Genomic DNA, 13,968 nt, shown 5'->3' on the forward strand with positions numbered 1-13,968 from the left:
TCAGTTCCTTCCTGCAGTGGCGAGAGCGCTCAGGACCGCATCCGCCTCGGGCTCCACCGTTGTCCATCCGAGTGAGGCGAGTGTCTTTCGATCGTCATCGTTCAGACCCCAGGCGGTCGCGACGCGCTCATCCTCCCAGACGAAAGAGAACGGGATGCCGTCGCCCAGCTCGAGTCCCATCCTCGGAATCGGGATGCCGGGGGCGGCGGCGAGTTCGGCGATCAGCGCCTTCTCGGACGAGGTCGCACCCTCGGCGAGGGTCTTCCACTCGATGCTGACGTCCGTGAGCGTGAGGTCGACGCGCCCGAGCGGGCTGTTCGCGACTGTGTCGGTTGCCGCATCAGCGACCTGCGAAAGCGCAAGAATCTCAACACCGCTGAGGTCTTGTCGCCAACCGATCACGTTCGACAGATGCAACCAGAGCCGCCATGCGTCCGCGAATCCTTCGGCGCCGACAGCGGCGTCGCGGTCGTCGATGATCAGGGCGAACTCCGATACGCCCCGGTCGCCCACTCGAGTCGCATAGACGAGAGCACCGCGATCCACGACCCATCTCATCGCGTCGTCGGAAGGCGAATCGGCTGTCCCGCGCAAGGTCGCGGCTGCGGCTTCCACGGGCGTGACGCCGGGTGCCACTGTGCCGGCGCTCCTCGTCATCATGGGGAGAGCGCGAGCGATCTTGTCGCGCCGCTTCGCCTCACCTGCAGGGTCTTGCATCCACTCCATGAGCGTCGTCAACGGATCGGCGTGGAGTCGGTCGAGCTGCCCCAGAGGCAGTTGGTACATCGGTGCGACCTGCTCGGCGAAACCGGGATCGATCCAGTCGCGGGGGAGTGCGTCATCATCCTGCAGATCGGCCCATGTCACGGCGAGCACCCGGTGTCCGCCGTTGCGGGCGAGGGTGCGCTTCTCGGCATCTTCGGCGAGCTTGTTGTGCAGGATGCTGGCGTGGAATGCCTTCCCGTCGGTGTAGATCGCGATCGGCTCGGCTCCGCCTCCGTGCTGCTCCAGGACGAAGTCGGGCTTCGTGAACCCGAGCGACACCTGCGGACTCAGCTTCCAGATGCGCGAGTCGCCCGGGAAGCTGATCTGGACCTTATTGCCCCAGTCGCCGGGCTTCTCCTTGACGGTTCCGCCGAGCTTCTTAGCTCGTTCGATGAAGCGCTTGCGGAACAACTGTTCGATCACAGGTTCATCGAGCACGACTCCCGGGTCCTGTTCGACCGGCACGAAGGAGTGGGGTTCACCGTCGTCTCCCACGCGCAGCAGCTTCGCGAGCGCCTGCTCGGCGCTTGCCCGCGAGACGATGCTGGTGTTCCCGCCCGCATACGGTAACAGGCATCGGTGGCAGGCGGCGCGCTGCTCGCCGCGGCACTCGCAGTCGCGGACGATCCCCCATGCAGTCGACAGCAGCTCGAACATGCGGTCAGGATCGGCGAGTTCGGCGAGATAGCCGGTGCCTCCCGGCACCGCGTCGTGCACGAGCAGGGATTCCGCGGTGGTGTCGTCGCCGACGGGCTCGACCGTCGAGATGACGCGAAGGTGATCGGGGTCGCCGCCCATCATCTCGCGCAGACCGCGCATCAGCGCGGCCGCCAGGCTCGGCACGGCGAGCGAGTCGCCGAGCGTGATCCCGATCGGGAGTCGCAGGAACGTGCCCTGCGTGACGAGTGTGCGGCTCAGCGCGAGAGGAATGGTGTGCTCCCGGGTCTCCCGCCGGCGTGCGCACCAAGAACGGTGATCGCTCGGGCGGTTGCCGCCCGACTGCGAGTCCTGCTTGCCGCACGTGTCACACACACGGAACAGCGGAGCGTAATGCTCCCGTCCGGCGATGATCCGTGCCTCGCCGCCAGCGCTCTGACGTCCGAGGTTGAGCCACCGGATCGTCAGGTCGCGAGCATAGGTGACACCGAAATGCGTCTCGTCGTCGAACCAACGCCTGGCCACGCCCGCCGGGTCGAGATCTGCGGCGACCTGGACGGTGAATCGCGTTCGTCGACGCTCGTCGCTGCGGTCGTTGATCGATGCCTCGTCGCGGCGCGCGATGGCCGACACCGTGTCGAGTTCGACCACCCGGAGTCGCTGGGCGACGTCGTTCAGCCCCTTCGCGCCGCACCGCGGACAGGTGTTCACGGCGTCGCCCGTCGCGAGGTTGCGACCGTGGCCGCATCGCGAGCAGAACGTCCATTCCTGAACGGCCTCGCCACCGGGGCCGAGGTCGACGGCGTCGATCTCGATCTCCAGGCCCTGGGCGTAGAAGAAGGCGCCCGGTGCGAGCTCCTGGATCGCGACCGAGGCTCCGCGCCGGTAGCTCACCGGATCCTCCTGCCAGCTCCCGGTCTCCGGGTCGACCCACGAGATGGCCGCGTCGAGCGTCACGGAATCGTCGAGCAGGGTGTAGTTCGGCAGCAGTCCGAAGCGCTCGAGCGAGGCGACCCAGTGGTCGCTGTGCAGCTCGCTGAGCTGACGGCCCAGCATGCGGTGGGTGATCTGCGCGGTGCGCAGCGCCTCGTCGGCGTCCGGCTCGAGACCCAGTTCCGCGGCTGCCTCCAGATCAGGGATCGCGTCGGCGATCTCCTTGCGACGGAAGGCCAGGGCTTCGATCTGCTTGTTCCAGCGCTGCACGGCATCGCGCACCGTGTCGGCAAGCGGCGAGGTGCCGTCATCGCCGACGGGCGTGGCGAACGCACGGAGCCGGTCTGCCGTCGTCGGTTCGATCCCGGGCAGGGCCGCGAGGAACTTCTCGACGTACTGCTCGTGATGGCCGTCCGCGTCGGCGATCAGATCACCGAGAAGTGTGCCCCGCTCGCTGGACGCCAACACGTCGTGCGTGTCGGACTGCGTCAGCAACCCGGCGCCGGTGCGTCGGTCGAGCAGCGATGCGATGTACTGGCGCTGCACGATCTCCTGAGCATCGAGATAGGTGGCCGGCGGACGGACTGCACCGTTGATGACCGACAGCGGGTCGCCCATGCGGGGCAGCTGATCGCCCCGACCGGTGACGGTGGCGATCGACAGAGCGTTGCCTGTGAGGCGTCCGGCGCGGCCGACGCGCTGCAGGTACGAGGCCACGGTTCGTGGCAGGCCCGCGAGCATCACGGTCGACAGGTCGCCGATGTCGATGCCCATCTCGAGCGTCGGGGTGGCCACCAGCACGTTCGGTGCGGACGGGTCTTCGTCCGAGGACTTGAATGCGTTCTCGTACGACAATCTCAGATCGTCGTCGAGGAGGCCGGTGTGCTCGCGGGCGACGACGCGCCGCATCTGCCCCTCGCCGTACAGGCCGCGGTAATAGTTCTGACCGGTCTGCGCCGTGCGCAGACTGCCGGGGCATCGTGCCGACATGCACGGCCCGTCGCGCAGAGCCGCCACTGCGAGGGGGAGCCCCGTGATCGGGTTCTGGCAGACGTCGCAGACGAGACGGGTGCGGCCATCGGCGAGCTCGGTGTCGGTCACCGGCGCGACGATCACGGATGCCGGCGGGATGGCGTAGACGGTCGCTGAGCCGGTCGCGATGCTCATCGCGTGCAGCAACCCGTCCTGTGCCAACGAGGCCAGGAGGGCTGCGGTGAGAGTCGATCCTTCGGCCGCCGTGACCGAGAGCGTCTTGCGTGCCCACGCTGCGAACCAGCTCTGCGACGACGACACGACGTCGAGGTGTGTACGGTGACCGTCCGTCCCGGCTGGCGCATTGGGGCCTACGCGCGGGAAGGCCGGCGCTTCGCGTCCGGGTGGAAACGCAGGCATCCCGGGCCCGCGAGGCCGTCCACCCCAGACGTTCCATCGCCGACCGTCTTCTGCGATGTACTTTGAGAACCACTCGTGTTCGACAGCACCGCGCTCGCGCATGCGTTCCAGCACACCGCGCACCCAGCGCAGCACGATCGCCGGCTCTGCGTCAGCCGCCGACAGTCCGTCGAGGGTCTCGGAGCCTCCATCGACCAGCACTTTGCCGCCGAGCGCTTCGAGCTTCGCGTCGGACGCATCGACGCCGGCCGCGAGGCTGCCGGTGAGTTCGAGCGTACGTCCGACGCGGGAGTGCAGGCCGAACTCCATCGCCACGTCGAACAGCAGACGTCGGTTGATGCGGGTGCGCACCTGGGTCGGCACCTGGCGCAGGGTGTCGCTCGACCAGAACGGCGCGAAGTCCTCGCGCTCCACGAGCTCTGGGGCCACGAGGCGATACCGGGCGTCGCGGTCGTCGCCTGCCTGCTGCACCATGCGGATGACGATCTCGTCGAGCGGAGCGGGCTGATCACCGACTGCCTGCCGGATGGCGTTGCGCAGCGCGAACACGTGTGCGCGGCTCTGCACGAATCCGGCCCGGTGCGCGGCGTCCTGCACGCTATCGGTGAAGATCAGCGCCTTCTTCTCCGCACGGTCGAGCTGGGCATCGCCGAAGAGCGTGGTCACGATCACGCTGAGCATCGTCGCCATGGCCGACCCGAGGAAGCGGATGCCGTCGCGGCGCTGACACGCCGGGCACACGTCGTCGCGAGAGTCGTCGCTCGCGTCGTCGCCGGTCAGAGTCAGGACGGGCAGGTGGACAGCCGTGCCGTCCTCGTCTTCGGGGATCGTCGCTGACACCCGACGCAGTTCGGGATCGAACCAGGCCAGGCCCGCGACCGGGGTACCGGCCTCGAGGAACTCGGCTTCGCCCGGAGCATGAAGCAGCGCCCTGAAGCGACTGCGCGTCTCGCGGGAGGCGTGGTTGCGACGGATGCTCTCGTCATCGGCCGACAGGTCGTTGCCGGTCGGTGCGAGCTCTACGCCCCAGCCGCTGCGTCCGCAGTGTCGGCAGTAGATCGCAGGAAACACGGCGAACTCGCCTTCGTCGAGCAGGGCATCGCTCGGTCCGTCATCCGACCAGGAGAAACGCACGATGGGGGAGGCTGCCCGATCGATGCGAGTCAGTTCACGAACCCACAGGTTGATATCGATCGACAGTGCTGCGCGACCGACTCGTGCGCGCACATGGCTGAGCATCGCGAACACACGGGTAAGGAAGGTGCGTCGCAGATCGCGCCGCGACTCGAACGTCTCGTCGGTACCGAGACCGCGCGGCAGCAGCTGCTCAGCGAGATCGTCGATCGAGATGGCCTTATCCGCGATCCGCGCGATGGAGTGGATCAGAGGGTGGGCAGCGACACTCGCCAGGAGATCCTCGCTCGACAGTTTCCCCCATTCGACGGACTCAGACGGCGCGTCGGGATCGGTCGATGCCGGGTACAGGTGATCGAGCACGATCGCGGCGACCTCTGCCGAGGATGCGTCCTCGGCGATCTCGGCCTCAGCGATGGCGGTGGCCATGGCGTTGTTGATACCTGCCGCCGCGGTCGTCGGAACCCGGCCGGCGGCGCGGGCGTTCTGGATCCACTGGCGTGCCGACTGGCGGGTCTCGGTGACGACGCTCTCTGGGGCGAACGGTCGGCCGAACACGGTCTCGGCGAACGCGACCATGCCCGACGGATCGCCGTCGTCGCCCAGAGTCGCGCTGGTCGCGATCGGTGTCACGTCGCCCAGGGCATATGCCTCGAACGAGGGATCGAGCGGGCGCGCACCGCCGCGAGAGCGGCGCAGTGCGAGCCCGAGTCGTCGCAGCAACATCGCGACGTCGGTGCCCTGCGCGCCGTCGTAGGTGTGAAACTCGTCGAGAACCAGGTGCTGCAGGCCCTGCGCCATCGCCTCGACGAGCGGCCGGTCGGCCGGACGCAGCAGCACCTGGTCGAGCATCTTGTAGTTGGTGAGCAGGATGTCGGGCGGATCGTCGCGGATCGTCTCGCGGTGGTTGATGAGACCGTCGTCGGTGACGCGAGTGCGCTTCGCTCCCGCCTGCTCGCCGGTGTACAGCGCCGCGCGCACGCCCTTGAGGGCATCGTGTTCGCGGATCATCTCGGCGATACGTCGCGCCTGGTCGTTCGCCAAGGCGTTCATCGGATAGAGGATCAGGGCCTTCACGCCGTCGGCACCCGCGGCCTTCGCCCGCAGCACATGGTCGAGGATCGGATACAGGAACGCCTCGGTCTTCCCCGAGCCGGTACCGGTGACGACGAGCGTCGGAAGGGGGTGTGCCTTGACCGATCCGTCGGGCTGATCGCCGAGGTTCGAGCTGCTGAGACGACGAAATGCGTCGGCCTGGTGACCGTAGGGCGTGTGCCCCTCGTACCAGTCGAGTGTCTCGCGCCATCCGTCGTCCGCCGTGCGGAACGGGATGCGTGCACGGACGAACGGCCCGCGGAAGATGCCTGCTTCGGGGTCGGTGAGGAACTCGGTGAGTGACCGCTGTGCGTCGACGTCCGACAGCGCGAAGGTGGTCGTGAGGTAGTCGGTCAGAGCCTCGCGGATCTGCACCGCCTCACGCGAGGGAAGCAGTTCACTCACGACCGCTCCTGCAGGATCTTCTCGAAGTGCGCGTACGCCTGACGCATGTCGGCCTCACGGTCGAGCGTGACGAACGGCAACTCGTACTCATAGGTGTTACCCGACGCATTCGTCGCGGTGCGCTCCTCCTGTGAGATCGTCTCGCCCTTCTGTCGCCAGACCTTAAGCACCTCGTTCGGGACGAGTCGTCCGTTGGCGTCGTAGAAGTAGACGTTGCGGTCGTAGCCGAAGAGCACCGCGAACTGGGTGCGATAGATCGTGCAGAGTTCGTCGACCGTGATGCCGAGCGAGAGAGCGACGATGGCATCGATCTCGACCTGCGCTTGGCGGCGGTCTGACGCTCTGCGGAGGGGAATGTCAGGGGTCCAGGTCGTCGAGTGAACTGCCAGGGGAGGTCGGCCGTGGTAACTGAGTCCTCCGGCCCACGAGTCTTTAGTCCATGTTTCATCAAACGAATGCCGCCAGAGAGCGTTGAAAGTGCTGGTGGACGCGTTGAGCCGAGCGGAGCGCAAGGCTAACTCCGAGTCGAGAGCCCCCGAGGACCAAGGAAGGCGTCGCACTGCGGGTTCTCGAATATCCCCCTTCGGCGTCGTGCGAATAGTCACATCAACGATTAGTGAAGCGATACTTCCCGCGGCGACGAGAAGATTGCGCGGCGTATCCGATGGAATTGCGATTGACGAGACTCCATCGACGTGCGTTGTACCTGGGGGGATGATCGCCGGGATCAAAGTTCGTTCGCCAGTGTTGGCTGCCATGCGTCGCCACGCGATGCGGTAGTGGTCGCGGGCAGGAACACGGTCGGGGCCCCAATGCGTGTAGGCGGCGTCGTACTCGGCGCGCGGTTTGGCCGGCTTGTAGGAGGTGACGGGCATCGCGTTCGGCGCGAGCGTCTCCAGGTCGATCGGCGACCAGTCCAGGTTGTGGAGCATCGTCGAATTCGGGGACTTGTAGAACGGGTTGCTGACGAAGAGGTGCGGACCCTGCAGGATCGCCTGATCCCAGGATTCCACCTCGCCCCATTCCACGTCGAAGTATCCCTTCGTGCGGTCGTTCTTCTCGTGCCAGCCGGCGGAGAACTCGAGCCCCAGCGAGCCGAGTCGGGGAGCGTCGGCGAGCTTTGCCAACACAGCCGCAGTTGCTCGGTTGACCGCGTAGACCATCCGCGTTCTCCGGATCGGCGTGGATTCGTCTTCCAGAAGTCCATGCCATGACCGCAGAACGTCGTCATCGACGATCGTGATGCGGCCGCTGTGGGCACTGAGATCCCACTTGCCGTCGACGTTCTTGATCCCTGGTTCCGGCCCATCGCCATTGTGTCGAAGGGATCCGACTACCGTCTCCGGGTGGTACAGGTTCGTCGCCATGCTGAACTGCGGTTTCTGTGCAGCGCCGTACACATGCACGCCGTACGAGACATGGTGATCAATCTCGAACAGCACCAGCTCGTTCATGAATTGCCAATGACGCCGCAAATGCTCATACGTCGCTTGGCGTAGGTAGCCCGCCTTCTCGTCCGTGAAGTGGCTCTCCGGGTGGATCAGAGCTACAGCCCCCGTGGGACTGAGATGAGACCAGGTCAGCTCCATGAAGCATCGGTAGAGATCCGGCTGCAGACCGGCCAGGTGCGGATAGAGGATCGGAGAACCGACGAACGCGGCAGTGCACGCGACATCGGCGGTGCCGTCGACAACAAGGTCGCGGATTCCTTCGATGGCGAGCGTCTGCGCGCGTTTGGCCTTGACCTCTGCCTGGGTCGGCTTGACTGCCAACTGCCACCACGGGTCTCCTTCCGCCATCAGGGCATCTACGTCAGACCGAGGCCGAACCCATGGCGGATTCCCTACCTGCAGATCGAAGCCGCCCTGTGCGAAGACTCCCGCGAAGTCGAGCTCCCAGTGAAAGAAGCCGTTCGCTTCGGCGATGCGCTCGGTGACCCGAAGCCATGGATGACTTATCAGAGCGTCCTCGACATCGAGTGCGCTCGACCAGTCGAGGTCGTCCTTCTCGGCTTCGGCGAGGTCATCCCACCCTGTCGGCAGGCCGAACTGCTGGGCTCCCTCACCCGCCTTCCGTGCAGTTGCGCGCGAGTGGCCGCCGATGAGTGCGGTGACCCCGTCAAGCCACTCGTCGAGGTTCGGAGGTGGGGTCCCCTGCGTGAGGTCGTCGGTGAGCGGCCAGAACCACAGGGCGCACCACGCGTCCATCACTCTTCTCAGACGCCGGTACGCCCCGCTGTCGTCATTCAGGAACGCCTCGACCTCGGCGCGGCCGACGACTGCTTCGTCACCCTCGCGTGGCGGTCGAGGATCGTTCCAGAGAGTCAGCTCGCGAGAGACCTGTCGCTCGGCGATCTCGAGGCGGCGCAGCGTGAATTGCCACAGCGCCTCGACCCGATGCCCGAGGCCGACCAGTCGCTCGAGCTGCCTCTTCGACGGCTTCGCGCGGGTCGCCTTGCGCCACTCGCGAAGTGTGGAGTGTGCCTCGGGTGCGAGGTCCCTGGTTTCCTTCGCGTCGACTGCGGAACCCCAGCCCTCGGCGGGCAGGAGGAAGTGATGGATCTTGCCTGAAGTCGCGCTCCCGATCCGACCGTCGCGCATGTCGTCGACGAGAGTCGAGACGGGTACGTCGGTCGGGGTGTCCTTCAACCACGCCTTGTCGATGACCTGCTTCTGCGAGTACACCGCTCGCCGGGCACCGATGAGCGAGTTGCCCCGCCGCAGCCGGAGGCCGAACCACGGCGCTTGAAGCCCGTCGACCATAGTGTCGAGCCAGAGGGATATCTCGGCGAGCTCGACGGCGGTCGCGTTCAAGTCGACCCCGTACACCTGGTGCAGAGCGATCGCGGCCTTGACCTTCTGCAGCTCACGCGGACGCTCGTCGGGGTCAATGCGTTCACCGACTTCCTGCTCGCGACGGCTGAGGTACTCGTCGGCGAGTTGGCGCACCGCCTCGATGGCGAACGCGCCCGAGCCGAGCGCGGGCTCGCACACAGTCAGGCTCAGGATCTCTTCGGCCGACGTGGTGTGACCGTCCTGATCGAGCAGCTCTTCGAGCGCCTGACCGACCACGAACTTCGTCAGGACTTCGGGGGAGTAATACGAGGCCGACGTCTGGCGTTCACGGCCCGACAGGCGGAAGACGAACTCGCCGCCTCGATATCGTCGCTGTACCCGCTCGTGAGTGATCGGGTCCTCGGTCATCACGAAGTGCTGCTTGGCGATGTCGTGCGCGCGTTCGACGGGCACGACCCACGAGCCCTTCGACGAGTCGCCGTCCTTCGCCACCTCGAACAGGTCGGTCTCAGCGAAGAAGCCGCTGTACGACATCAGGCCCTCATACACGGCGCCGAGCTGGTTGATTCCGAGGTCGGCGTACGAGATGAAACCCCGGTCCCCACCGTTCTTCGTCCGCTCCTCGCGCGTGAGCAACAGCAGTGAGAGCACGCGCTGCAGTGCCCCGTCGCCGAGTTTCACCGCATCGATCAGGGCGACCGACTCGCGTCGGAACAGATCTGCACTCAGCGGGTGGAACTCGAGCCCCTCGGGGAGCTCAGCCCCATCGGCAGGGGCAGCCTTCCCATGGCCGACGTCGACCAGGCGGAACAGGGTGTCGAGCGATTCGTGCAGATGAGTGCGGTGTCGGGATTCCTCGCCGAGCTCGACGAGAACGAGTTCGCGGAGCCGGTCGAGGCCGTACCCCAGGGCGTACTCGGGTGCACCGACGGGAAGCACGCGCAGTTCGGGCGACGCCTCGGCGAACAGCAGGAACAGCACGCGGTAGAGATATCTCAGCGACTGTCGGGCAAGCGTGTTCGCCTCGCTCGCGGGCAACGGGTCGAGTCCCTGAGCTGCGCGGCGGCGCACGACCTCGTTGGCGACGATCTCGATCGATTCCCGCACACCGTCGCGGAGGTCCTTGGAGACGCCGACGGTGTGCTTGACCGAGTCTTCGAGCGTCTCGGCCCACCACGTGGTGCCGTCGACATCGGGTGAGACGGATTCGGCGGCGAGTACGGCGACGGCGCGATCGAACTCGCCACCTCGCTTCTTCACCTCGTTGCGGTCGAGCACGAGCTGAAGATCTACGGCGAGGTAGCGCCCCTCGGCCCAGCGCTCGCGCTCGACGACGAGCGCCTTCGCGCCGCTGAGCACAACAGCGAACGCGGGAGCGTCATCACTGGTGAACAACCACGAGAGAGCTCGCGCCGCCGACAGGACCTCGCCGGTCTCATCGTCCGGCAGGAACGGCTCGAGCAGGGTCGGCCGGTTCTTCGACAGCAGGTCGACCACGTCGGCGACGGGGCGAGCGAAGACAAGCGCGGCCGACACCTCGGTGGCGTCCTTCGGCGCGAGCAGGGTGACCGGCCCGTTCGTCTCGCGGCGCCAACGAGCGTCCTCGTAGCCGAGGGCAGCGGCGAGGGGTGCCAGTACCTCGCTGCGATGGCGGTCGGCATCGACCTCGATCGCCGCATCGTCGTCGGCATCCGTGTCGACCGCGGAGAGCAGCGCCGTGAGTGCGCCTCCGGCCGCCGCGATGCGTGATCGCGGCGTCTTCTCTCCTGCGCTCTCGCGCTCGTCCCAATCCTTGCGGCGCGCGATGACACGGCCCTGGAAAGACTGCTTCGCAGACTCGGTGTTGAAGTAGTGCTCGCTGATCCAGTCCTCGCCGACGATGAACGCATCCGATGCCATCTCAGGCCTCCTCAGGAACGACGACGAGCAGGGGTCGGGCGAGATGCCGCGACGGGAGCATCGAACGCGCTGTGAGTTCCTCGTCCTTCACCGCGGAGCGCCGACCCTTGAGGTCCGCTCGCTGGACGAGGTCACCCGACGTCTCGATCCACGACTCCACGCGCTGGGACCATTCGTCGACCCGCCGGCGTGCGTCTGCCGCCGCGGCCTCGGTGGTCACCTCGAGATGCGCCACAGCTCGGTCCACCGCCCGCGGGATGAGATCCTGCAGCGCCTCGACGTCGTCGATCGCGCCCGGATTGGTCTGGGCCGAAGTGATGCCGAGGTCTGCGAGGGCCTCTCCGGCACTCGCGTAGGGGTGGATCATGCCGCCCGCGACGGTCACGAAGCTGGTCGCGATCACCTGACCTCGGGCGTTGCTGAGAGTGCCGAGCAGCAGCACGGTCGGCATCGGTACGTCACCGCGCACGACGTAGACCTCGTTCCTACCGAGCTTCGCGAGCACGCGATCACCCGCCCAGTCGAGCACGGGATGCAACGGCCCGAGGTAATGCGTGTCCGGCCACAGGCTCTGGCGCTCCGCGGTGTCGTCACGCGCGTCCTTCAGCGAGGCCTTGGCCCGGGTCTCCGTGGTCGCGAGCTTCATGTCGCCGAGCACCTTGCGCTCCTGCAGGTAGCTCTGCGGCAGGACAGTCAGTCGTTGCTTGAGGTCGTCGGTCGGGCTCAGTTCGACCATGCCGTACCCGGAGTGGACCTTCCAGTCCACGCCGCCCGCGCCGAGGTTCTCCGCGGGTGTCTCGAACACCTCGTGCAGGGCGGACTGCAGGTAGTCGGCATCCGATTCGAAGAGCCCGGTGGTGCCGCCGTCGTCGACGGTGGCGGACACCACGGCAGGGATCGACTCGGTGTATCCCTGCAGGAATGCCCGCCACGGGTCGTCGGACTCGACCGAGACATCAGCGATCCCCGGAACGACGTCATCGAGCGAGTTGCCCTTCATCAGCGCCTGCTCGATCGCCTTCTCTTCGGCGGCGACACTGTACGCCCCCATGAGGACGGCTGCATCACCGAGCGCGCCGTGGGCCTCGTTCTCGCGCTCGACGAGGCGCTGCAGCACCCGCATATCGCCGGAGAAACGCTGATTCGACGGGCTCAGCAGCAGGGTGGTGATCTGCGGTGGGTGCTGCTGACCGTACCGGTCGATGCGGCCGTTGCGCTGTTCGATGCGGATGAGGCTCCAGGGGATGTCGAAGTGGACCAGTTCATGGCACTGCGAGTGCAGGTTCACACCCTCCGACGCGATGTCGCCGGTGATCAGCACACGGATCGGTGACGACGACTGCTTGAACGACTCGACCACGGCCTGCTGTTCGACATCGGACAGGCCACCGTGCAGGATCTCGACCTGCTCCTCCTTGAGCTTGAGCTCGTCGCGGAGGCGGTGTTGCAACCAGTGGAGGGTCGCGACTCGCTCCGAGAAGATGACCACTCGTTCGGCCGAACTACGCGCGATGCCGATCTGCTTGAGGTACGCGACGAGTCTCATCAGCTTCGCCGACTCGCCCTCGGTGCTGTCCTTCGCCAGAGTTTCCAGTCGCCTGAGCGCCTCGATCTCTCGATCTTGCTCGAGAGTGCGCGAGTCGCCGAGGGTGCGGATGCGGTTGCGCACGGACTCGAGCAGAGCCGGTGGGCTCGACAGGTACGCCTTCGCCAGCGTCCAGGGGAAGAGTCCCTTGTTGTCCCCTGAGTATGGGCTACTCACCTGCGGATAGAGCCAGACCTCGGCGAGCTCGTCGGCGACGGCGTCCTCCGCAGGCGACGCGGCGACGACCAGATGCTGCAGCTCCTTGCGCTCCGCCCACTGGTCACCGACCTCACGTTTGACCTCGTCGGAATAGCGGTGCCGGCGGATCACGAGGCGATCGAGTGCCCGAGGATCCACATCACCGTCCGGCGAGACGGCGGTCGGCTCGAGAAGGCGGATGAGCTCGGCGAACGATTCCTTACGGCCGTTGTGCGGCGTCGCCGATGCGAGGATCAGGGCTTCGGTGTTCGGGGCGAGCACGCGGGCGAGGGCATTGTTCTTGGTGGCGCCGGTGAGGTTGTGCGACTCGTCGATGACGACGGCATCCCACTGTTGTCGGCGCAGATGATTGAGGTAGCGCTCCTGCTTGAGGGTGTCGACCGAGATGATCACGCGCTTGTAGAGGCTGAACGGGTTGCGGGTGGCCGGCAGCTTCTGGCGCACCCGCTGGATGCCGACGGAGTCGAGGCGGACGAACGGCAGTGCGAAACGGGTCCACATCTCGAACTGCATCTGCTCGAGCACGTGCTTCGGGGTGACGATGAGGATGCGCTCTCCGCGTCCGCGACGCACGAGCTCGGAGAGGATCATTCCGATCTCGATCGTCTTGCCGAGGCCCACCGTGTCGGCGAGGAGGACGCGAGGGCGAAGCTGTTCCGAACTCAGAGCCTTGCGCACGGCACTGCGCTGATAGCCGAGGGTGTCGGTGAGCATCCGCGTCGACACCGAGAGGCTCCCGTCGCCGAGCGGCAGCGGAGCGCGACGCAGCGTGGATTCGAGCCAGAGGCGGGTGCTTCGATGCCCGGGAGACGAGTCGGACCGCAGCCGTGCCGCTCGCGGATCGAGCGGCACGATGTCGTCGAGGCCCTCGTAGAACGCGGCGCGAGTGTCACGTACGAGCTCGGAGATGCCGGTCACCTCGACCAGCAGGCCGTCCTGCGTCGGATCGACCTTGGTCACGAGCCAGTCCGCGTCGCGGACGGTGACGATCGAGCCGGAGGCCACGTTGAGAGCGCTCTGAGCGGCATCCGACTGCGATGTCTGCACGACTTCGTCCCTCCCCTGACCGGCCGGCGGTCGATCCGCTCT

3 protein-coding genes are annotated in these 13,968 nt (G+C 66.6%); all 3 read right to left on the reverse strand.

The window, feature by feature from the left end; genetic code table 11:
- Positions 1 to 6,381, reverse strand: a complete 6,381-nt coding sequence (locus MICNX66_RS01190) for a DEAD/DEAH box helicase (RefSeq protein WP_187662982.1) — start codon at positions 6,379 to 6,381, stop codon at positions 1 to 3.
- Positions 6,378 to 10,673, reverse strand: coding sequence for an Eco57I restriction-modification methylase domain-containing protein (locus MICNX66_RS01195; RefSeq protein WP_232089153.1), 4,296 nt, complete (start codon positions 10,671 to 10,673; stop codon positions 6,378 to 6,380). Before MICNX66_RS01195 ends, MICNX66_RS01190 begins: the two co-directional genes overlap by 4 nt.
- Before the next feature lie 403 nt (positions 10,674 to 11,076).
- A complete protein-coding gene (locus MICNX66_RS01200) occupies positions 11,077 to 13,926 on the reverse strand; it encodes a helicase-related protein (RefSeq protein ID WP_232089154.1) in 2,850 nt (949 codons plus the stop codon).
- Positions 13,927 to 13,968: the final 42 nt, after the last annotated feature.

The organism is Microbacterium sp. Nx66 (assembly GCF_904066215.1).
In the GTDB taxonomy this organism is placed as follows: domain Bacteria; phylum Actinomycetota; class Actinomycetes; order Actinomycetales; family Microbacteriaceae; genus Microbacterium; species Microbacterium meiriae.